This window comes from Stenotrophomonas sp. 14P6.2.3 (genome assembly GCF_057799055.1).
In genome coordinates this window covers 154,132-174,472 of sequence record NZ_JBYOLA010000001.1, presented here as the reverse complement: position 1 = coordinate 174,472, position 20,341 = coordinate 154,132, and the positions used below count along the sequence as shown (strand labels likewise).

General features: G+C 66.6%; 20 protein-coding genes. 12 read left to right on the top strand and 8 right to left on the bottom strand.

Features of this window, described 5'->3' with window-relative positions; all coding sequences use genetic code 11:
• The first annotated feature begins 16 nt into the window (after positions 1–16).
• Together AC27VL_RS00755 and AC27VL_RS00750 are read left to right on the top strand one after the other, a co-directional pair.
• Complete coding sequence (locus AC27VL_RS00755; RefSeq protein ID WP_488765286.1) at positions 17–679, top strand: DNA-3-methyladenine glycosylase; 663 nt, start codon at positions 17–19, stop codon at positions 677–679.
• A 119-nt stretch (positions 680–798) separates the two neighbouring features.
• On the top strand, positions 799–2,505 hold the full coding sequence (locus AC27VL_RS00750; protein ID WP_488765285.1) for a sensor domain-containing diguanylate cyclase: 1,707 nt from the start codon (positions 799–801) through the stop codon (positions 2,503–2,505).
• A gap of 33 nt (positions 2,506–2,538) precedes the next feature.
• Here the strand turns inward: AC27VL_RS00750 and AC27VL_RS00745 are convergent, their stop codons facing one another.
• Complete coding sequence (locus AC27VL_RS00745; protein WP_488765284.1) at positions 2,539–3,633, bottom strand: DNA glycosylase AlkZ-like family protein; 1,095 nt, start codon at positions 3,631–3,633, stop codon at positions 2,539–2,541.
• Between the two features lie 100 nt (positions 3,634–3,733).
• On the bottom strand, positions 3,734–4,414 hold the full coding sequence (locus AC27VL_RS00740) for a TraX family protein (RefSeq protein ID WP_488765283.1): 681 nt from the start codon (positions 4,412–4,414) through the stop codon (positions 3,734–3,736).
• A gap of 139 nt (positions 4,415–4,553) precedes the next feature.
• On the opposite strand from AC27VL_RS00740, the gene pip reads away from it, so the two are divergent.
• From pip to AC27VL_RS00710, 6 genes are all read left to right on the top strand, one after another.
• A complete protein-coding gene (gene pip / locus AC27VL_RS00735) occupies positions 4,554–5,501 on the top strand; it encodes a prolyl aminopeptidase (RefSeq protein WP_488765282.1) in 948 nt (315 codons plus the stop codon).
• A gap of 265 nt (positions 5,502–5,766) precedes the next feature.
• On the top strand, positions 5,767–6,066 hold the full coding sequence (locus tag AC27VL_RS00730; protein WP_100552609.1) for a hypothetical protein: 300 nt from the start codon (positions 5,767–5,769) through the stop codon (positions 6,064–6,066).
• Positions 6,067–6,128: 62 nt separating this feature from the next.
• Positions 6,129–8,888, top strand: a complete 2,760-nt coding sequence (mgtA, locus tag AC27VL_RS00725) for a magnesium-translocating P-type ATPase (RefSeq protein ID WP_191078000.1) — start codon at positions 6,129–6,131, stop codon at positions 8,886–8,888.
• Between the two features lie 25 nt (positions 8,889–8,913).
• Positions 8,914–9,651: an MgtC/SapB family protein gene (locus AC27VL_RS00720; protein ID WP_099818571.1), complete on the top strand. Its 738-nt coding sequence runs from the start codon at positions 8,914–8,916 to the stop codon at positions 9,649–9,651.
• A gap of 212 nt (positions 9,652–9,863) precedes the next feature.
• Positions 9,864–10,922, top strand: a complete 1,059-nt coding sequence (locus tag AC27VL_RS00715) for a sensor histidine kinase (protein ID WP_488765281.1) — start codon at positions 9,864–9,866, stop codon at positions 10,920–10,922.
• Positions 10,915–11,556, top strand: coding sequence for a response regulator transcription factor (locus tag AC27VL_RS00710; RefSeq protein WP_488765280.1), 642 nt, complete (start codon positions 10,915–10,917; stop codon positions 11,554–11,556). Before AC27VL_RS00715 ends, AC27VL_RS00710 begins: the two co-directional genes overlap by 8 nt.
• 22 nt (positions 11,557–11,578) lie before the next feature.
• Here the strand turns inward: AC27VL_RS00710 and AC27VL_RS00705 are convergent, their stop codons facing one another.
• The 4 genes from AC27VL_RS00705 to AC27VL_RS00690 form a co-directional block, all read right to left on the bottom strand.
• Positions 11,579–11,971: a DUF3224 domain-containing protein gene (locus AC27VL_RS00705; RefSeq protein WP_100552614.1), complete on the bottom strand. Its 393-nt coding sequence runs from the start codon at positions 11,969–11,971 to the stop codon at positions 11,579–11,581.
• Positions 11,972–12,000: 29 nt separating this feature from the next.
• A complete protein-coding gene (locus AC27VL_RS00700) occupies positions 12,001–12,435 on the bottom strand; it encodes an EamA family transporter (protein ID WP_100552615.1) in 435 nt (144 codons plus the stop codon).
• 86 nt (positions 12,436–12,521) lie between these two features.
• A complete protein-coding gene (locus AC27VL_RS00695; RefSeq protein WP_488765279.1) occupies positions 12,522–13,694 on the bottom strand; it encodes a low temperature requirement protein A in 1,173 nt (390 codons plus the stop codon).
• 14 nt (positions 13,695–13,708) lie between these two features.
• On the bottom strand, positions 13,709–13,975 hold the full coding sequence (locus AC27VL_RS00690; protein WP_100552617.1) for a hypothetical protein: 267 nt from the start codon (positions 13,973–13,975) through the stop codon (positions 13,709–13,711).
• A gap of 208 nt (positions 13,976–14,183) precedes the next feature.
• On the opposite strand from AC27VL_RS00690, the gene AC27VL_RS00685 reads away from it, so the two are divergent.
• From AC27VL_RS00685 to blaL1, 4 genes are all read left to right on the top strand, one after another.
• Positions 14,184–14,717, top strand: a complete 534-nt coding sequence (locus AC27VL_RS00685; protein WP_180167199.1) for an RNA polymerase sigma factor — start codon at positions 14,184–14,186, stop codon at positions 14,715–14,717.
• On the top strand, positions 14,714–15,574 hold the full coding sequence (locus tag AC27VL_RS00680) for a FecR family protein (protein ID WP_346577216.1): 861 nt from the start codon (positions 14,714–14,716) through the stop codon (positions 15,572–15,574). Before AC27VL_RS00685 ends, AC27VL_RS00680 begins: the two co-directional genes overlap by 4 nt.
• 70 nt (positions 15,575–15,644) lie before the next feature.
• Entirely contained in the window at positions 15,645–18,071 is a 2,427-nt protein-coding gene (locus AC27VL_RS00675) for a TonB-dependent receptor (RefSeq protein ID WP_488765277.1), read from the top strand.
• A gap of 94 nt (positions 18,072–18,165) precedes the next feature.
• Positions 18,166–19,035 (top strand): L1 family subclass B3 metallo-beta-lactamase, encoded by an 870-nt coding sequence (gene blaL1, locus AC27VL_RS00670; RefSeq protein WP_191077992.1) that lies wholly within the window; start codon positions 18,166–18,168, stop codon positions 19,033–19,035.
• Between the two features lie 266 nt (positions 19,036–19,301).
• On the opposite strand, the gene AC27VL_RS00665 is transcribed toward blaL1, so the two are convergent.
• Both AC27VL_RS00665 and AC27VL_RS00660 read right to left on the bottom strand, forming a co-directional pair.
• Positions 19,302–19,856 (bottom strand): DUF411 domain-containing protein, encoded by a 555-nt coding sequence (locus AC27VL_RS00665; protein WP_488765275.1) that lies wholly within the window; start codon positions 19,854–19,856, stop codon positions 19,302–19,304.
• A 121-nt stretch (positions 19,857–19,977) separates the two neighbouring features.
• Positions 19,978–20,331, bottom strand: a complete 354-nt coding sequence (locus AC27VL_RS00660) for a CopL family metal-binding regulatory protein (RefSeq protein ID WP_100552623.1) — start codon at positions 20,329–20,331, stop codon at positions 19,978–19,980.
• Between the last annotated feature and the right edge of the window lie 10 nt (positions 20,332–20,341).

Sequence of the window (20,341 nt, the reverse complement as noted above, 5' to 3'; positions counted from 1 at the left end):
AGGCGATGATTCCAGCATGCCGAAGCAGACCGATCCAGATGCCACGTTCGCCGCGCTGCCCGTTGACGGAGCCCGGCTCCCGCGCGCCTTCTATCAGCGGCCTTCAACGGTGGTCGCACCGGAGCTGCTGAACAAGCTGCTGGTCCGCACCGATGGCCGCGTGGCGCGCATTGTCGAGGTCGAGGCGTATGCGGGCAGCGAAGATCCGGCGGCGCACTCATGGCGCGGCATGACCGCGCGCAACGCCAGCATGTTCGGCGAAGCGGGCCATCTCTATGTCTACTTCACCTATGGCATGCACTGGGGCAGCAATGTCGTCTGTGGTGACGTCGGCAAGGGTGTTGCGGTACTGCTGCGCGCCGCCGCGCCGGTTGCCGGACAGGACCTGATGTACCCGCTGCGCCCTGCCGCCCGTCGCGACCATGACCTGACCAGCGGCCCCGGCAAGCTGTCGCAGGCGTTTGGCCTGGACCGGCGCTTCGACGGCGCTGACCTGGTGACTGCCAGCCACGGCATCACGATACTGGACGATGGCATGCCGCCGCCGGACGACCCGGTGGTGGGGCCGCGCATCGGCATCACCCGTGCCGTGGATTTTCCCTGGCGCTGGCATGTGCGCGATCACCGTCACGTTTCGGTACGCGCGCCCCGCGCGGCAACGCCAAAGAGACCTGCATGAAACCCATCACTGAAGGATCATTGACACCAGCCTCACTGTTTCGCGCAACGGCATAACGTGCCGCGCCCTAGCGTGACCGCTGTGACCTGCCCTTCCCTGCCGGAGACGCAGTGCCTGCCATGGATGAAGCTTCCAGACTCCTCGAGATCGACCGCCTGGGTGTTCTCGATACGCCGCCAGAGCCCGTGTTCGATGCCATTGTTGCCGCCGCGCTCGCTGCCACCGGCATGCCCATCGGGTTGATTTCCATCGTTGCCGCGCAGCGGCAATGGTTCAAGTCCAGCATCGGGCTGGGAGACGTTACCGAAACGCCCCGCTCGATTTCGTTCTGTTCGCATGCCATCGAGCAGGACGAGCTGCTGGAGATTCGAGACGCGAGGCAGGACCCACGGTTCGCCAGCAGTCCGCTGGTCACCGCAGGGCACCGGGTACGCCACTACGCCGGGATAGCACTGACCACCGCCCATGGCGCACGCATCGGCACACTGTGCCTGCTCGACACGCTGCCCGGCGTGCTGTCGCCGTCGCAACGGGAATTGATGGTCCATCTTGGCCGGGTCACCACGCAGGTGCTTGAACAGCGCAGCGCACTGCTGCGGCAGATCGACCAGGCGCAGGCGCTGCATCGCGATCTGAAGCGCAGCGAGGACTTCCTGCAGCGCACCAACACCGCGGCCAAGGTCGGCGGCTGGGAACTGGACCTGGACACCCGCGAGGTACGCTGGACGCGCGAGACCAAGCAGATCCACGGCGTGCGCTCCAGCTACCAGCCCACATTCGAATCGGCCTTGTCGTTCTACCGCCAGGACAGCCGCAGCATCATCCAGACTGCCGTGCAGCGTTGCGTGGAGGATGGCACGCCCTGGGAGGTGCAGCTGCCGATGAGCACAGCCGATGGACGCAGCATCTGGACCCGCGTGGTGGGCAACCGGCAGCAGGTGGAGGGCCATCCGCGGCTGGTGGGCGCGATCCAGGACGTCACCGAAGAGCGCGCGGCGCTGGACGCCCTGGAAGCGAGCGAGGTGCGCTATCGGCGTCTGTTCCACTACAGCCTGGGGCTGATCTGCACGCATACGCTGGATGGCACACTGACCTCGGTGAACCCAGCGGCGCTGCAGTCGCTGGGCTATGAGGAACGCCAGATCATCGGCCGCAGCCTGTGCGACTACATGCCGCCCGAGCGCCGCGAGGTATTCAATGCCTACCTGAAGCGCATCGAGGCCAACCACACCGATGCCGGCGTCATCGAACTCATTGCCGCCGATGGAACGCTGCGCTACTGGGCCTACAACAACGTGCTCGACAGCGAAGGACAGCCCCCCTTCGTGCTCGGCCACGCCCAGGATGTCACCGCGCTGCGCCTGCAGGAGCAGCGCCTGCGCGAACTATCGCTGAAGGATCCACTCACCCAGTGCCACAACCGCCGCTACCTGCACCGGCTCGACGAGATGACCGCCGGAACGTGGGCGTGCCTGGTATTTGACCTGGACGATTTCAAACGAATCAATGATGCGCAGGGCCACCGCCGCGGCGACGCGATGCTGGTCGAGTTTGCCGCCTTCCTGAAGGCGCCTCTGAGTGCGGGAGAGACCGTGGTCCGTCTGGGCGGAGACGAGTTCCTGGTGGTGTTGACCGCATCGGCGTCCGAACGCCTTCCCGTGCTGGAGGGCTGGTACACCACCAACGCAGCGCAGTCGCCGACGGCGTTCTCGATGGGCGCGGCGGTCAGCGCGCCGGGTGAGTCCGTGGCTGACACCATCCATCATGCGGACAGCCAGCTCTATGACGCACGCGCACGGGTACGTACGCAGCGGCGCGACGACTAGCAACAGCGTCTGCTGTCACCGCAAGGCAGGACTTCATCCGGTGAGGAATCGCGTCATACGCTCCAGTTCATCATCCAGCGCATTGCGGAACAGAACGTCCTTCATGGGAGAGGCGCTGGCGAAACCAATATCCGGCTGCAGGGCTCCATCCTTGGCGGTGACATTGGCCCAGCCGACCACTTGGTCGCGCCACAACAGCGGCAGCGCGTAGTAGCCGAAGCGACGCTTGGCCGCAGGGGTGTAGGCCTCGAACTTGTAGACCCAGCCCCAGAATAGTTCGAATCGTCGCCGATCCCAGGCCACGGGATCGAACGGTGCCAGCAGCCGCACCTGCTCATCGGCCTGGTAGCGCCGCGAACGGGGGTTCTCCTCGGCCGACCAGTACCAGCTGGTCCCGTCGATGATGCCGCCAGCCAGTCGCTCGCGCGCCAGCCGCAGTGCCTGCTGGATCTCAACGGACAGATGTGGAGCGCCATAGCCCAGCAGCCGCGCCAGATAGGTGAGGCTGGCCGAAGGCAACGGCGCGTACTTGCGCACCACCAGGTCGATCAGTGCGGTGGCGCGCTGCAGGCGTGCGGCCTTGCCGCCCTCGGCGAGTGCATGTGACGCAACGGCGTAGATGCGGGTACCACTGTCACGACGAGCGATGCGCAACATGCCGCGGTAGTGCATGCCATCCAGCAGATGGGTGCTGGCATTGCTGGTGCCGCCCCAGTAGTTGGTCACCCGGCCATGCGCGAACGCCTGATCGACCTCGCGTGGATGCACCGCACCCCGCTCCTGCACGAACGCAAGCACCTCGGCCGCCTTGCGCCGCGTGCTGGCATCCCACGGCCTGCGGGACACCCGCGGATGCATCAACGCCAGGTGCTCGCGCGGCAGGAAACCGTAGTTGACCAGGAAGTCTTCCTCGATCGGCAGCCGGCTGTAGCGGCGCTCAAGATCCCCGGCCTGATAGCCCTTCACCCGGTGCCGCAGGGTCAGGTCCTGGGCTCGCGCGGGCGCACGGATGGGATCGGCCTGCACGAAGCCCAGGCGACGGATCGCGGTCAGCAGCGTGGTGGGCGTGAACAACGTGCGGGCTACGGCGTAGCGGCGCAGATCGTCGAGGGTTGGCGGGGCAGGCATTGGCCGATTGTAGAGGCGAGCGTGCCTGGTGTGCGTTGCGGCCTGGAAAGACACCAGCGGCGTGATCGGGGCAGCTGACCGCTACCATGAGTGCCGTTGCTCAGCGCAGCCACTGCGCATAGGCGGCGAGGACCGCCAGGTGCCCCACGTAGTACACGTAGAACGCCCAGCGTGAACGCGGAACCTTCCACGGCACCCTGGCCAACGCCAGCACCAGCGGGATGGCCAGCAATGCCCATCCGTTGCCGTTGACCCAGCACAGCCCGCCGAATCCGAACGCCAGCAGCCAGTACGCCCGGTGTCGGAACGCGATCCAGCCCAGCATCACGAATGCCACGCCCGCCCATTGGTAATCCACGAAGAACGGCAGCAGGCCTCCCGCCACCAGCAGCAACAGCTGCCGGTTGTTGACCAGCGCATGTACCGCCACGGCGGCCAGACCGAAGGTCAACAGGATGTTGAGCGGAAGCCAGTGGCCGAAGGCGAGCATGTGCAGGGGTTGCGCAACCAGGCCCCATGCGGACAGGCGCCGGATCGACTTGCCCAGATCGGCGCCCGGTTGCGCCAGGTTGCAGGCCATCACCAGCGCGAACAGCGGGAAGGCGATGCGCCCAAACTCGCTGACCACCGGCACATAGCCACCGAAAACCACCTTGGCGACGTGATCACCGGTCATCGACAGCAGCGCGATCCACTTCATCGACTCGCGGGCGCCGCTGCTGAGGATGCCGCGCGCCGATGGGGCGTGTACGGCGACGTCCTGCGCGCTCATGTCGTTCATCCTCTGCGTCCTGCCATGTCCATCCCGCCAGGCATCGACGGCATTGCCCCTTGAACGCAGAGAATACTTGAACCTGACGCGGATGACGCTGACCGCTGCACCCCGCTATCCTTGCAGTCCCCGCTTGTGAGGCATCGCCATGCGCACGCTGTACCCGCCGATCACCCCGTACCGCGAGCACACGCTGCCCGTAGGTGCGCTGCACACCCTGCATATCGAAGAGTGCGGCACGCCTGATGGCATTCCGGTGGTGTACCTGCATGGTGGCCCGGGCGCTGGCATCTCGCCTACCCATCGCCGCTTCTTTGACCCGGCGCGCTACCGCATCGTGCTGATCGATCAGCGCGGCAGCGGCCGCTCCACGCCGTTCGGCGAGCTGCGTGACAACACCACGCAGGATCTGGTGGCCGACATCGAGAGGGTGCGCGAACACCTGGGCATCGAGCGCTGGCTGGTCTACGGCGGCTCCTGGGGTTCAACCCTGTCGCTGGCCTACGCACAGGCCCATCCCGACCGTGCCACCGGGCTGATCGTGCGCGGCGTTTTCCTCGGTCGCGAGGAAGAGAACCGCTGGTTCGCCGAGCTCAACGGCGGTGCCCGCTGGATCTTCCCGGAGCGTTGGGATCGCTACGAGGCGCACATCCCGGAGGACGAGCGCGGCAACATGCTCGAAGCCTACTGGAAGCGCCTGGACCATGCCGACGAAGCCGTCCGCATCGCAGCGGCACAAGCCTGGCTGGGCTGGGAAGACAACGCCGCCACGCTGGTGCATGACGTCGACGCGGCCTCCGCTACCGATCCGCTTGATACCCTGGCCAAAGCGCGCATCGAGGCGCATTACTTCCGCCACAACACCTTCCTGGAACACGGCCAACTGCTGCGCGATATCGATCGCATCCGCCACCTGCCCGGCGTCATCGTGCAGGGGCGCTACGACATCATCTGCCCACCACGCAGTGCCTGGGACCTGGCCAAAGCCTGGCCGGAAGCCACCCTGGAGATGGTCATCGCCGGCCACAGTGCCAACGAAGCGGCCACGACCGATGCGCTGGTGCGGGCCACCGACGCTTTCGCGGACCGCAGCTGAACAAAAGGGGCCCACGGCCCCTTTTTCTATACCAAGGTATAGCCGGGCTAACCCACGGGCCTCTAGGCCTGCTGAATACGAGCGCGGACAATAGCGCCACTGGCCAGCGACTGGCCGCCCCACGCGGAGACGCAGATGGATCCCGACCCTGCCGGGCGCGACGCGCGCCCCTGCCTGCCTACTTGTTCACTGCTGGCGACTGACGACCGGTTCCTGTCCGTGTAAGCGATGGGAGCCCCGGGCAGCGCCTGCCCGGAGGAATCCCATGTCCTACAAGATTCTCTACATCACTGTCCGCCGCCTGATCGGTGAGCGCGATGTTTCCGCCCTGCGCAGCCTGCTGCTGCAGCACGGCCCTGTCCTGTTCGCCCGTTCGCTGGCCCTCGGCTCGCCACGGGTGGTGGCAGACGCCCTGTCGCTGCTGCCGATCAGCGAGCGCATCAACGTGCTGCGCCACCTGCCCTACCCGCTGCGCGATGCGATGAAGCCGCTGTGCATCGGCGGCAGCCAGCGGCTGCGCATGCAGCCCTGGTCACCCGCGGTGCTGGCCATGCGCCACGCCTGACGACCTGCCCCTTCCGCTCCACGCGCCGGCTCCACCCGGCGCCGTTCCAAGAGGATCTTCCCATGAGCCTGCTCAACGCCTGGTTCAACGCCTTCCTGCGCAGCCGCCGCGCGGGCAACCTGTTCGGTCGTCGTGCGATGCCCGAAGCCGGTTACGGCCGTGGCAGCACGCAGGCCGCACCGGCCACGCTCACTGCCGGACTGCTCGCGCTTGCACAGGGCAGCGAAGCCGATGCGCTGGCCACCCTGCAGTCGCACGTCGACGGTCTCAGCCCGCACGAAGCCGAAGAGCGCCTGTTGCGCTTCGGCCCGAACGAGGTCGACCACGAGAAGCCGCTGCCGTGGTGGCGTCATCTGTGGCAGTGCTATCGCAATCCGTTCAACCTGCTGCTGACGGTGCTGGCGGCCGTGTCCTGGCTGACCGAGGATGCCAAGGCGACCGTGGTGATCGGCGCGATGGTGGTGCTGTCCACCTTGATCCGCTTCGTGCAGGAGGGGCGCTCCAACCGCGCTGCCGAACGGCTGAAGGCCCTGGTGGGCAATACCGCACGCGTGCTGCGCCGCGCTGCGGGCACCGAAGCGGCGGAAGTGGCCGACCAGTACTTCGGCGCACAGCTGCACAGCCGGCGGCCGGCACGGCTGCTGGATCTGCCGATCCGCGACCTGGTACCGGGCGACCATATCGTGCTGTCGGCCGGCGACATGATCCCGGCCGATTGCCGTGTCCTCGCGGCCAAGGACCTGTTCGTCGCACAGGCCGCGATGACCGGCGAATCGTTGCCGGTGGAGAAGTTCGTGCAGGCGGGCAACGCCGAGGCTGGCCTGATGGAACAGGCCAACCTGTTGTTCATGGGCACCAATGTGGTGTCCGGCACGGCAACAGCGCTGGTGCTGGCGACCGGCAACAGCAGCTACTTCGGCACCCTCGCCCAGCGCAGCATTGCAAGCGATCGCGCGCCGACGGCATTCCAGGCCGGGGTCAACAGCGTCAGCTGGCTGCTGATCCGGTTTGCATTGGTGATGGTGCCGTTTGTCCTGCTGGTCAACGGCTGGACCAAGGGCGACTGGACCGAAGCGTTCCTGTTCGCGCTGTCGGTGGCGGTCGGCCTGACCCCGGAAATGCTGCCGATGATCGTCACCTCCACCCTGGCCAAGGGCGCGGTGCTGCTGTCGCGGCGCAAGGTGATCGTCAAGCGCCTGGACGCGATCCAGAATTTCGGTGCGATGGAAGTGCTGTGCACCGACAAGACCGGCACCCTCACCCAGGACAAGATCGCGCTGGAGCGGCACACCGATGTGTTCGGGCAGGATTCGGAGGATGTGCTGACCTTCGCCTACCTCAACAGCCACTTCCAGACCGGCCTGATCAACCTGCTTGATCGTGCGGTGCTGGAGCATGTGGAGCTGCAGAGCTCGCTGCGCCTGTCACAGGACTACCGCAAGGTCGATGAGATCCCGTTCGACTTCGAGCGCCGCCGCATGTCGGTGGTGGTATCCGAGCGCGAGGACCATCACGAACTGATCTGCAAGGGTGCGGTGGAGGAAATGCTGGCGGTGTGCAGCACCGTGCGCGAGAACGGCCAGGACATGCCGCTGGATGAGCAGCGCCTGGCCCGCGTGCGGCAGACCACCGAGGAACTGAACGAACAGGGCCTGCGCGTGGTGGCCGTGGCGATGAAGGAAACCGCGGCCAGCCAGAACGTGTACTCGCAGGCCGACGAGCGGGAGCTGACCCTGGTGGGTTACGTGGCCTTCCTCGATCCGCCGAAGGAGTCGGCCGCGCAGGCGCTGCAGGCGTTGGCCGCGCACGGTGTGGAGGTAAAGGTATTCACCGGCGACAACGAACTGGTCACCGCCCGGGTCTGTGCCCAGGTCGGCCTGGACGCCGACACGATCGTGACCGGCCCGCAGATCGAGCGCATGGACGATGCGGCCGTGGCACGTGCACTGCAGGAACACCGCGTGTTCGCCCGCCTCACGCCGCTGCACAAGGAACGACTGGTGCGCGAACTGCGTGCACAAGGCAAGGTGGTCGGCTTTCTCGGTGATGGCATCAACGATGCTCCCGCACTGCGCGCAGCCGATATCGGCATCAGCGTGGACAGCGCGGTGGACATCGCCAAGGAGGCCGCCGACATCATCCTGCTGGAAAAGAACCTGATGGTGCTGGAGGAAGGCGTCATCCAGGGGCGGCGCACCTTCAGCAACATGCTGAAGTACATCCGCATGACCGCCAGCTCCAATTTCGGCAACGTGTTCTCGGTGCTGGTGGCCTCGGCGTTCCTGCCGTTCCTGCCGATGCTGCCGTTGCAGCTGCTGGTGCAGAACCTGCTGTATGACATCTCGCAGATCGCCATTCCGTTCGACAACGTCGATGAGGAACTGGTGCGCAAGCCGCTGAAGTGGAACCCGGCGGACATCGGCCGCTTCATGGTGTTCTTCGGGCCGATCAGCTCGATCTTCGACCTCAGCTGCTTCGCCTTGATGTGGTACGTGTTCGATGCACGCACGCCGGCCGACCAGGGCCTGTTCCAGTCCGGCTGGTTCGTGGTCGGCCTGCTGACCCAGACCCTGATCGTGCACATGATCCGCACGCCCAAGGTGCCGTTCCTGCAGAGCATCGCCGCGCCGCCGCTGCTGCTGATGACCGGGGCGATCATGGCGATCGGCGTGATCCTGCCGATGAGCCCGTTGGCGGGCTACTTCAAGCTGCAGGCGCTGCCGGCCGGCTACTGGCCGTTCCTGGTGGCGATCCTGTTCGGCTATGCGGTGCTGACCACCGCGCTGAAGAAGCTCTACATCCGCCGTTACGGCTGGCAGTAAGCGCATCGGCGCAGGGAGAACCGTCATGGACTTCAACCCCCACCTGCCCGCGTTCAACGCGGGCGCCACCCTCAGCTCGCTGATCAGCCTGTCCGTCGCCTTCGTGCTGGGCGCGCTGATCGGCCTGGAGCGGCAGTTCCGCCAGCGCACCGCCGGCCTGCGCACCAACACGCTGGTGGCAGTGGGTGCCGCGGTGTTCGTCGACCTGGCCGTGCGCTTCCACGACATGTACGGCGGTCCGCCGTCACCGCTGCACGTGGTGGCCTACGTGATCTCCGGTGTCGGCTTCCTCGGTGCCGGCGCGATCATGAAGGATGGCGCACAGGTATCGGGCCTGAACACCGCAGCCACCTTGTGGGGCTCGGCGGCGGTCGGCGCGTGTGCCGGCATCAAGCTGCTGCCTGAGGCGGTGCTGGCTGCGGTGTTCGTGCTGGCCGCCAACACCCTGCTGCGGCCGGTGGTGAACCGCATCCAGCGGCAACCGCTGCCGGAAGCGTTCAGCGAGGCAACCTACGCGATCAACGTGGTCTGCCAGCGTGAGCAGCAGGCCGAGGTGCTGGACCGTCTTCTGCTGTTGCTGGAGCAAGCACAGTACCCGGTGCGCGCGGTCGACCAGCGCCCGTTCGGCGAGCGCGATGTCGAGATCGAGGCGGTGCTGTACGCCACCACGGTCGATGGCGGCGAACTGGATGCCGTGCTGGCGACGTTGGCGGCCACGCCGGGCGTGCTGCAGGGGTTCTGGAACGCCAGCCTGGAGGAATGACGCCCGGTAGTGCCGGCTGCTGGCCGGCAACCAGCAAGAGCGTGCACACCAAGCTTCGGTAGGTGCCGACCGTTGGTCGGCACGGATCTTCAGATACCCCGGCTTCCTGCTGCTGTGCCGACCAACGGTCGGCACCCACCGCGGCACCCGCGGCCGTTCGAGGGCATGGGCTCACCTTTGCTATCCTTTCCACCCACGCCAGGGAGCCCCCGATGCCATCGCTGTCGCCCCGCCGCCCCCTGGTCGTGCTGGCCCTGATCATCGTGATGGCGGCCATCTTCCTGGTCGATACAGTTACCGATTACGCCGTTGCCGCCGCCTGCTTCTACGCAGCCGTCATCCTGGCGGCGTCGCGGCAGCTGCCCGCACGCGGCCTCATCGCGCTTGCGGCAGTCTGCATCGCATTGACCGGCATCAGTTTCTTCCTGACCCGTTTCGGCACCTACCGCATCGGCCTGGTCAATTCGGCCATCGGCATGCTGGTGATCGGCATCACCACGTATCTGGCATTGAAGATGGAAGCGGCCAAGGCTGCGGTGCAGGATGCACAGGCACGCCTGCTGCGGGTGGCCCGCGCCTCCACCGTCGGCGAGCTGACCACCTCCATCGCGCATGAAGTGAACCAGCCGCTGGCGGCCATCGCCAGCAGCGCGGAGGCCAGCCAGCGCTGGTTGGCCCAGGATCCGCCGAACCTGGACAAGGCACGGCAGACCATCGCCCGTATCGTCGCCGACGCCCATCGCGCCAGTGACGTGATCGCCCGCATCCGCGGCCTGACCCAAGGGGCTGCACCTGAGCGCCAGGCCTTCGACCTCAATCAGGCCGTGGAGGAAATGCTGGCGCTGTCGCACAGCGAACTGGAGCAGCATGGTGTGACGGTCGCGCTGGTGCTGGGCAGTGACCTGCCCCCCGCCCATGCCGATCGCGTGCAGGTGCAGCAGGTGATCGGCAACCTCATCCTCAACGCCGTCGACGCGATGGCCGGTACGCCCACGGGCGAGCGCAGGCTGTCGCTGCTGACCGCGCATGATGGGCACGGCCACGTCAGCCTGAGCGTGCGCGATCGTGGTATCGGCCTGCCGGCGGAGCAGCCCGACCGCGTGTTCGATGCATTCTGGACCACCAAGTCGAACGGCCTCGGCCTGGGCCTCAGCCTGAGCCGCTCGATGATCGAGGCCAACGGCGGCCATATCCGCGCCGAGCGCCCCGCTGGTGGTGGCGCCTGTTTCATCTTCGAGCTGCCCACGCACATGGAAGCTACCCATGCGTAAACCCACGACACTCCCTGTGGAACCGTCACCGATCGTCTACGTGATCGACGACGATGCTTCGGTGCGTGCTGCGCTGGAAGACCTGCTGGCCTCGATGGGCCTGCAGGTACGGGCCTTCGCCTCGACCGGCGAATTTCTTGCGCAAGCGCTGGAGGATGCCCCGGCCTGCCTGGTGCTGGACGTGCGCATGCCGGGCCAGAGCGGACTGGATTTCCATCGCACCATGGCCAGCCATGGCCTGCACCTGCCGGTGGTGTTCATCACCGGGCACGGCGACATCGCCATGGGTGTCAATGCAATCAAGGAAGGCGCCATCGAATTCCTGACCAAGCCCTTCCGTGACCAGGAACTGCTGGATGCCATCCACAAAGGCATCGAGATCGATCGCCAGCGACGCCGCGAGGGCGACCTGCTGGGCGCATTGCAGCAACGCTGGGACACCTTGAACACCGGCGAGCGCGAGGTGGTCGACGGCGTGGTGCGAGGTCGCCTGAACAAGCAGATTGCCGCTGACCTTGGGGTCAGCGAGATCACGGTGAAGGTGCGACGTGCGCAGGTGATGCGCAAGATGGGCGCGCGCACGCTGGTGGACCTGGTGCGCATGTACGATCGGCTGCAGGCGGGCCTCGCCTGAACCTTGCTTGCCTGATCCTGGCTTACTCCGGGTCGGGCAAGCTGTAGGCCAGACGGTAGTCGTGACGGCCATCGCTGATGGTGATCTGCAGCGTGCCGCTCAACCCGAGCAGTCCGTCCGTGCCTGAGTCCGGCACAACCACTACGCTCAGGCTCGGTGTGCCGCGCGTCATCACGCCGGTGTGCTGCAGCGTAAACGCGCCCTGGCGTCCGGCCAGCGTGGCGGTCACCCGCTCCATCGCCACGTAGCCCGCTGAACCCTGCACCGCGCTGCGGAATGCCAGCATCTGGCCAACGCTGATACCCTGCAGGTCGCCATGGAAGATCTTGTCGATTGACATCACCCCGATCGGGCCGTTATTGCCGCCGATCGGCAACAGCGTGACCTCGAACGTACCAGTTGCTTCGCCCTGCATCCTGCTCTCCCTTGTCGATTGGCTTGATGCTACCGCTTGGTCGCCAGCACGATCACACCGGCGACCACCAAGCCGATCCCGCTCCATTCACGCAGGCTCGGCCGTTCACCCAACAGGAGGTAGGCCAGCACGATGACCAGTACCACGCTGAACTTGTCGACCACCGCAACCTTGGCCAGTTCGCCACTCTTCAGCGCGCGGAAATAAAACAGCCACGATGCACCTGTGGCCAGCGCAGACAGCATCAGGAACAACTGGGTGCGACCCGGCAGCAGCAACGGGTTGGACCATTTTCCGCTGAGTACAACCAATGGCAGGACTACTGCAGCGACTACCAGGGTGCGGATCGCCATCGCCAGATCCGAGTCGACATCCCTGACCCCGGCTTTGACGAACAAGGCTGTCAGCGCCGCAAACAGTGCTGACAACGTGGCCCATACCAGCCATTGCGGAATGTTCTGCATGCCACTCCACTCCTGCATTAGAGGGTCGACATCCGCAACGCTACTCCCATCACCGGGTTCCGCAAGCACCCAGTCGCTGGCCGCAATCAGGCGCCTTGCAGGCGCCGCTGCAACCGCGTATCCATCAGCCCCACAATCAGCAGCACAGCGCTGGTCAACCAGCCGGCTGCGAGCAAGTGCGTATGCGGCAGGACCACGCCCAGCACGACCAACGCCGCTGCCCCCAGCAGATGCGAGCGCGGCACGTGGCCGTAGACCGCCCGCTTGTACAGCGCGCTGCCCAGCAGGTAGATCAATGGTCCCGCCGCCAGCATCGCGGCATACGGCAGGGTCACCACCGCTTCCGGTTCGTCCATCACCAGGTCATTGCCGACGGCGGTGGCGATGATGCCGGCGATCAGCAGCGCATGCACGTAGTGGAAATAGGCGCCGATGCGGCCCGGGTCGTCGGAACGGGTGATGGTGTCGGTGGCGTCGCGGCTGGAGATGCCGAAGTACAGCCACCACATCGCGATCGTACCGGCGAAGGTCGCCAGCACCGCCGAAACCACCGCGCCACTCCAGTGCTCCACTTCGCTCAGCACGCCGCCGGTTGCCAGCAGCGTCTCACCCAGTGCGACGATCACGAACAGCTGGCAGCGCTCGGCCAGATGCCCGCCTTCGATGGTCCACTCGCGGGTACGCGAGCGGCCGAGGCCAGGAAACGCGAAGCCGAACATCGGCGAGATGTATTCGCAGGCGACGGCCAGTGCCCACAGTGCCAGCCGCGCATTGCCCTCGACCGCTGCACCGGCCAGCCAGAAACAGGCCGACACGCTGACCCAGGCCAGCATGCGCCTGAAATTGGCGGCCAGCGGGTGTGCGCGCCCTACTTCCAGCAGGACGAACAGCGTCCGCCCCACCTGCATCGTGGCGTAGGCGCCGGCGAATATCCACGCGCGTCCGGCAAAGGCTTCGGGGATGGACGAAGACATCAGCAACGCCAGCAGCATCGTGACGAACAGCAGGCCGCGGATGCGCGGCGCTTCCGGGTCGAACCAGTTGCTGACCCAGCACGCGTACTGCCAGCCGAGCCAGACCGCAAACCACAGCACCAGCGTCTGCAGCACGCCCAGCAGGCCCAGGTGGTGCAGCAGGTGGTGGCTGAGCTGAGTGACGGCGAACACGTAGACCAGATCGAAGAACAGTTCTTCGTAGGTCACCCGCGCATGATGGCCGTCGCGGCGACGCAGGGCAGGAAGACGGGGTGATGCCGGCATCGCGGATCCTCGCTTCAGCGGCCCAGCCGCCAGAAAATGACACCGGCCACCAGCGCCGGAACGGCAAACACCAGCAGCAGGATCGGCAGCTCCTCGCGCACCGCATAGCCCGCCCGGCTGACCCCCACCCACATGTTCGCCACCGACACCAGCAGCCAGGTGCCGATGAAGGCCAACAGCGCCGTGGGCAGCTGCGAGCTGCCGGTGCTCCAGAGCCTGCCGAACAGGGCGAAGACGCCCAGCAGCAGGAACCCGCCGACGATCACCAGAAGCACGTGCATGGTCACTCTCCCCGATGGCTGCCCTGCAGCCTATCTGCAGCCGAGTGTGCGCGGCAGAGGGTGATCGTGGATTCACTTTCCGGCGGCCACGAACAATGTCGCCGCGGAACACCTGATAGCAAATGCGAACAGTTCCCATTACTATCGTGGCGCCGCGTAGGCCCGTCTTGCGTGGCCCCACCCCTTCCCGCCTGCGCCGCTTTTCCGGATGTCCACGCCACCGCACTCCCCACCACCTGCGCTGCCGCTGGTGTCCTCGCTGGTGCGCCACTACGAGGAACTGGTGGACTACCTGCGTCGTCGCTTTGCCTCGCCCGGGCTGGCCCGCGAGGTGGTGCACGATGTCTGCATCCGCCTGCTGGAACGCCCGGCCCCGGCCGACGTGCGGCAGCCGATGGCGCTGCTGCGGCGGATGGCCCACGACGCCGCGGTTGATCGTTGCCGTGCCGAAGACCTGCGCCGCCAGTGGGTGGAACCCCGTGCCGAACTGCCCGACGCCGCCTACGAAGGCGCCGGCCCGGTCAGGCAGGCCGTTGCCACGCAGGAACTGGAACGGCTGGTCGAGGTCATCCGTGCGATGCCCTGTCGACGTCGCCAGGTGTTCATCCTGCACAAGATCCATGACGTGCCGCAGGCGGCGGTTGCGCGGCGCATGGGGATCGGCCTGAAGGCCGTCGAGCGCCATCTGCGGTTGGCGATGGTCGAATGCCGGCAGACGCTGGATGCGGGAGCGCTGACGTGACAGCACCACGTCGCCCGCGCCCGCCGCGTCCGGACAAGACCGCCGCGCCCTCGCCTGATCGTGTGCTGGAACAACATCGGGACACGCTCAAGGCACTGTTTCCCGTGCCCGATGCGGCGCAGCTGTATCGCCCTCATCGCAGCCGTCGGATCGGCGGCGCCGTGCTCGGCCTGCTGCTGGTGGCTGGACTGGGCGGGCTTTACGCCTTCGATCCCGGCTGGCAACAGGGCGATTACCAGACGGCCATCGGCGAGCGCCGCAGCGTGCTGCTGGCCGATGGCAGCCGCATCGAACTGGATGCAGACAGCCATCTGCAGGTGCGCAGCCATCTGCGTTCGCGCCGCACGGTGCTGGTCTCCGGACGCGCCCGCTTCGACGTGGCGCCTTCGCGCTGGCGTCGGTTCCAGGTCGATGCTGGACCGGTGCAGGTGCGCAACTACGGCACCGTGTTCGATGTGGATCGACGCGGTGACCGCAGTGAAGTCCGCCTGTGGCGCGGCAAGGTCGGCGTGCGCGTGGCTGGCCGCGATGGCGAGCAGCGCCTGCACCCTGGCCAGCAGCTGCTGGCAGGGACAGGCCCGGTCCAGCAACCGCAGCCGATCGCCGCCGGCAGCGGAGAATGGACCGAGGGCCGGCTGCAGTTCGCGCAGACCCCGCTGGGCGAAGTGGTACGCAGCCTGCAGCGCTATCACCGCGGCGCGATCGTACTGGACGAACCCGGTCTGGCCACGCTGCAGGTTTCGGGCGTGTTCGATGGCGACCATGCCGCCACCGCGCTGGCGCTGCTGCCGGAGATCCTGCCGGTCGCCGTCCACCAGCGCGACGATGGCAGCGTCCACATCTCCGCACATCACTGAATTCCGCATCGAGGGTGGGTTGTGGCCCTGCTCATCCGGCTGCTGCTTGAACCCCTCTGAAGGACCCCGCATGACCCGCATTGCCCTGCCCGCCGCCCTGCGCCGCCTGACGCCTGCCCTGCTGGCCGTCAGCCTGTGCGCCGCCCTTCCGGTGGCGGCGCAGTCCACCCCCACGACGGTGGACGTCCATCTTCCGGCAGCCCCGCTGCAGCAGTCACTCAATGCGATGGCCAAGCAGAGCGGCATCCAGCTGCTGTTCGCTGCGGACAGGGTTGCCGGCCGCCAGGCGCCAGCACTGGACGGCCGCTATGCCCCGCGCGAGGCGCTGCAAAGGCTGATTGCCGGCCAAGGCCTGGACGTCGAGGAACGCTCGCCAGGCGTATTCGTGATCCGCAGTGCGGTCGCAACCGCGAAGCCGGCGGCAAAAGCAGATGGCCCGCGCACGGCAGCAACGGCGGCAGCTGCGACCTCACTCGGCAGAGTGACCGTGTCGGCGTCCACCGCGCGCATGCCGCAGGGCGAGACCGCCATGCCCAACACCATCACCGTGCTTACCCGTGAGGACATCCAGCAACAGCTGGCACTGGGCTCGGATGTGTCGCGCGTACTGTCCTCGCAGATCCCGGCCTTCGCCCCGGCGCGCGAGAAGATGTCCAACTATGGCGAAAGCATGCGCGGGCGCGGCATCCTGTACATGGTCGACGGCGTGCCGCAATCCACGCCGCTGCGCGACGGCTCGCGTGACTCGCACACCATCGATCCGGCGATGATCGAACGCATCGAAGTGATCCACGGTGCCAACGCGCTGCAGGGTATCGGCGGCACCGGTGGCATCGTCAACATCATCACCCGCAGCGCGCCGAGCGAACCGGGTGCTTTCCTGCTGGACAGCAACCTCTCGCTCACCGCCGCCTCGCCGGGCCGCCGCGACGATGATGGCCAGCGTGCTTCGGCACTGGTGGGTATCCGCGGCGAACAGTTCGACCTCGTTGCCGGCCTGGCCCATGAGCGACAGGGCCTGTACTACGACGGCGATGGCCGTGCGATCGGCACCAATGCGCAGGGCGAACTGATGGATTCGACCTCGACCAACATCTTCGCCAAGCTTGGCTGGAACATCGCCGAAGGCCAGCGCCTGCAGGTGATGGCCAACCGCTACGAACTCCGCGGCCTGGACAATTACCTGCCCGTGGATGGCAACTTCCGCACCGGTCGCCCGGCCACGTCGGTGCCCGGCGATACGCCGCTCGATCCGCCGATGAACCGCTCACGCTCGCTGACCCTGGACTACAGCAATGCCGATCTGTTCGGCGGCCAGTTCCTGGCGCAGGCCTTCGCGGTCGATTTCGAAGGGCGCTACGGTGCCAGCCAGTGGGACCCGTGGGGCAACACGGGTGCCAACGCCGCCTGGGACCAGACCCAGAACGAATCGGACAAGCGCGGCTTCAAGCTGACCCAGAGCTGGCGCCGCATCGGCGACACGTCGCTGGACGTGACCCTGGGCCTGGATGGCCTGCGTGACCGCACCCACCAGGTACTGCTGGCCAGCGGCCTAAACTGGGTACCACTGACCACCTACCAGAGCCTGTCGCCGCTGTTGCAGCTGCAGTGGTGGCCCACCGACCACGTCATGCTGTCCGCTGGCCTGCGTTACGAAAAGGGCGAACTGGAAGTGGGCGACTACACCACCCTGCCCCGCTACGGCGCACGCAAGGTGGCCGGTGGCAAACCGACGATGAGCGAGACGCTGCCCAATTTCGGCGCGGTCTGGTACATCAACGATCGCCTCAACGCCTACGCGTCGTACTCGGAGGGCTACACCGTGGCCGACGTTGGCCGCGTGCTGCGCGCGATCAACCGCGATGGCCAGCGCGTGGACAACCTGGTGGACCTGTCGCCGGTGGTGTCGGACAACCGCGAGATCGGACTGGAATATGACGATGGTCGCTTCAGCGGCGATATCGCGTACTACACTTCCGAATCCAAGCTGGGTTCGGTACTGGTCTATGACGCCGGCATCGATGCCTACAACGTGCAGCGCCAGGCTACGCGGGTGGAAGGCTTCGAGACCAACCTCCGCCTGCGCCTGGGCGACAGCCGCCTTGGCCTGGGCTATGCCCGCGCCAATGGCCGCTACGACGCCAATCTGGATGGCCGACTGGAAAGCGACCTGGCGGGCGTCAACATCGCCCCGAACCGGCTGACCGCGTTCTGGGAACAGAGCTGGACCTCGCAGCTCAGCACCCGCCTGCAGGCCAGCCATGCCTTCGACCGCGACTTCGACCTGCGCGGCGTGCCGGTGGCCAGTTTCAAGGGCTACACCACGTTCGACCTGGTCGCCCGCTATGCGCTGGACAAGAGCAGCTTCACCCTGGGCGTGCAGAACCTCGCCAACAAGCAGTACATCACCTACTACTCGCAGACCACGCCATCCAACCCGAGCTATTTTGCAGGGCGCGGACGTGTGCTGACGCTGGGATGGCAGTACCGCTACTGAGACATGCCGCCCTTATGGCTGCCATGAAATCTATGCGTGACGCGACGAAGGAGGCCCATGCTAGTTTCTGGGCCTCCTTCATCGGTGTCCACCCATGCGCCTGCAGACCCTCGCCATCACGCTCGCTGCCCTGCTTCCCGCTGCGGCTTCTGCCGCCGAACCGCCGCTTCCACAGCTGCGTGCCTACACCGTGGATGCGTCCTGGCTGCAGCCGATGGTGCCGCTGCAGATTGCCGACCACACCTGGCAGGTCGGCACCGAAGACCTGACCGCGCTGCTGGTGCAGACGCCGCAGGGCGCGGTGCTGCTCGATGGCGGCATGCCGCAGATGGCCGACCACCTGCTGCGCAACATGAAAGCGCGCGGTGTTGCGCCGCAGGATCTGCGCCTGATCCTGCTCAGCCATGCCCATGCCGACCACGCCGGCCCGGTTGCTGCGCTCAAGCGCGGCACCGCTGCGCAGATCGTGGCCAATGCAGAATCGGCGGTGCTGCTGGCGCGCGGGGGCAGCAACGACCTGCACTTCGGCGACGGCATCACCTATCCGCCGGCAACCGCGGACAGGATCATCATGGACGGCGAGGTGGTCTCGCTCGGTGGCATCGACTTCACCGCGCACTTCGTGCCCGGCCACACCCCGGGCAGCACCGCCTGGACCTGGACCGACACCCGTGAAGGAAAACCCGTGCGCATCGTCTACGCCGACAGCCTGAGCGCACCGGGTTACCAGTTGAGGGACAACCCTCGCTATCCGCGCCTGATCGAGGACTACAAGCGCAGCTTCGCGACGGTGCGGGCGCTGCCCTGCGACGAATTGCTGACCCCGCATCCTGGTGCCAGCAACTGGAACTACAGCGCTGGGGCCAAGGCCGGTGCCAAGGCCCTGACCTGCAAGGCCTATGCGGATGAGGCCGAGAAGAAGTTCGACGCGCAGCTGGCCAAGGAAGCGGCCGGGGCCCGCTGATCCTGTAGCCGAGCCGATGCTCGGCTTGCCGGCCGAAAGCAGCCGAGCGTGGGCTCGGCTCTACACGTGGCGCGCCGAAGAAGGACTACGTGGATGCAGCCGAATGGGCGCTCGACACGCAGCTGGCCAAGCGGCCGGGGCCCGCTGATTCTGTAGAGCCGAGCCGATGCTCGGCTTGCCGGCCGAAAGCAGCCGAGCGTGGGCTCGGCTCTACACAGGCCGCGTGGAAGGGTGCCGGTCAGACCGACCGGCACCGCCACTGACTGTCAGCCTCCCTGCCCGTGCTGTGCGAAGGGCTGGGTGCTGCCATCGGCCAGCACCAGCTCTACGGTATACGGCTGCACATAGCCATCAGGCATTTCCATGCCCGGAGATCCGGCCGGCATCCCCGGCAGCACCAGGCCACGCGCCGTCGGCCGTTCCTTCAGCAGGCGCTTGATGTCGCTGGCAGGAATATGGCCTTCCACCACATAGCCACCGATCTCGGCGGTATGGCAGGACGCCTTGCCGGCCGGTACGCCGAGGCGCTGCTTGACCGGATGCATGTCATCGGTGTCGCGTATCTCAACCGGGAAGCCTGCGGCTTTCAGGTGGTCGGCCCACACGCCACAGCAACCACAACTGGCCGTCTTGTGGACGATGGCCAGCGGTAGTTCCGGATCGATCGTCGCCTCTGCCGTCACCGCCGCTGCCGAGGCGGTTGCGGCTGCGACTGCGGTTGCCGTGGCGGACGAGGACACGGCTTCTTCGGAGGCGCGCGCGCAGGCGCTGCCCAGCAGAACGGTGGTAAGCAACAGGCTCAGGGAAAGAGTGCGGTTCATATGTCAGGTTGTCCTTTGCAATCGCAGGCGCGCGCGCCTGCCACCCACACGACGGATTCGCGTGGGTCAGGTAAATGAGGGGGGTACTGCAGGACGGCAGGCACGCAATGCCTGCGCGCGATCAGGCGATCGGCGGACGGATCAGGTGCGGCAGCGCAGGCGCGGGATGACCGGGTCGCAGCGCCTCGCCGGGCACTGCACGTCGCGGCGATGCAGCAACGCTTGCCGCCGACGGCAGCATGGCCACACTGGCCGGCACGCATTCGCAACCCTCGCTGCTGCACGCGCCTGCGTCCCGTTCATCGCAGCAGGCGGGCGCGGCAGAGATTGCAGTGTTGGCGCTCTCGTGGGGCGCACCGCAATGACCATCGCTGGCCTGACCGTTGATGCCGCCCGAGGCAAGCGCCAGCGCCGGTGCATTCAGCACCAGGGTCAGGAGCAGCATCAGTCGCAGCAGCAGGCCGGATATATCCACGGGCTGATGA

Coding starts and splice junctions, on each gene's coding strand:
- AC27VL_RS00720 (WP_099818571.1), top strand. CDS start 8,914: ATGGACTTCAACCCCCACCTGCCCGCGTTCAACGCGGGCGCCACCCTC.
- AC27VL_RS00705 (WP_100552614.1), bottom strand. CDS start 11,971: ATGCAGGGCGAAGCAACTGGTACGTTCGAGGTCACGCTGTTGCCGATC.
- AC27VL_RS00730 (WP_100552609.1), top strand. CDS start 5,767: ATGTCCTACAAGATTCTCTACATCACTGTCCGCCGCCTGATCGGTGAG.
- AC27VL_RS00710 (WP_488765280.1), top strand. CDS start 10,915: ATGCGTAAACCCACGACACTCCCTGTGGAACCGTCACCGATCGTCTAC.
- pip (WP_488765282.1), top strand. CDS start 4,554: ATGCGCACGCTGTACCCGCCGATCACCCCGTACCGCGAGCACACGCTG.
- AC27VL_RS00700 (WP_100552615.1), bottom strand. CDS start 12,435: ATGCAGAACATTCCGCAATGGCTGGTATGGGCCACGTTGTCAGCACTG.
- AC27VL_RS00755 (WP_488765286.1), top strand. CDS start 17: ATGCCGAAGCAGACCGATCCAGATGCCACGTTCGCCGCGCTGCCCGTT.
- AC27VL_RS00675 (WP_488765277.1), top strand. CDS start 15,645: ATGACCCGCATTGCCCTGCCCGCCGCCCTGCGCCGCCTGACGCCTGCC.
- AC27VL_RS00690 (WP_100552617.1), bottom strand. CDS start 13,975: ATGCACGTGCTTCTGGTGATCGTCGGCGGGTTCCTGCTGCTGGGCGTC.
- mgtA (WP_191078000.1), top strand. CDS start 6,129: ATGAGCCTGCTCAACGCCTGGTTCAACGCCTTCCTGCGCAGCCGCCGC.
- AC27VL_RS00740 (WP_488765283.1), bottom strand. CDS start 4,414: ATGAACGACATGAGCGCGCAGGACGTCGCCGTACACGCCCCATCGGCG.
- blaL1 (WP_191077992.1), top strand. CDS start 18,166: ATGCGCCTGCAGACCCTCGCCATCACGCTCGCTGCCCTGCTTCCCGCT.
- AC27VL_RS00695 (WP_488765279.1), bottom strand. CDS start 13,694: ATGCCGGCATCACCCCGTCTTCCTGCCCTGCGTCGCCGCGACGGCCAT.
- AC27VL_RS00685 (WP_180167199.1), top strand. CDS start 14,184: ATGTCCACGCCACCGCACTCCCCACCACCTGCGCTGCCGCTGGTGTCC.
- AC27VL_RS00665 (WP_488765275.1), bottom strand. CDS start 19,856: ATGAACCGCACTCTTTCCCTGAGCCTGTTGCTTACCACCGTTCTGCTG.
- AC27VL_RS00750 (WP_488765285.1), top strand. CDS start 799: ATGGATGAAGCTTCCAGACTCCTCGAGATCGACCGCCTGGGTGTTCTC.
- AC27VL_RS00715 (WP_488765281.1), top strand. CDS start 9,864: ATGCCATCGCTGTCGCCCCGCCGCCCCCTGGTCGTGCTGGCCCTGATC.
- AC27VL_RS00745 (WP_488765284.1), bottom strand. CDS start 3,633: ATGCCTGCCCCGCCAACCCTCGACGATCTGCGCCGCTACGCCGTAGCC.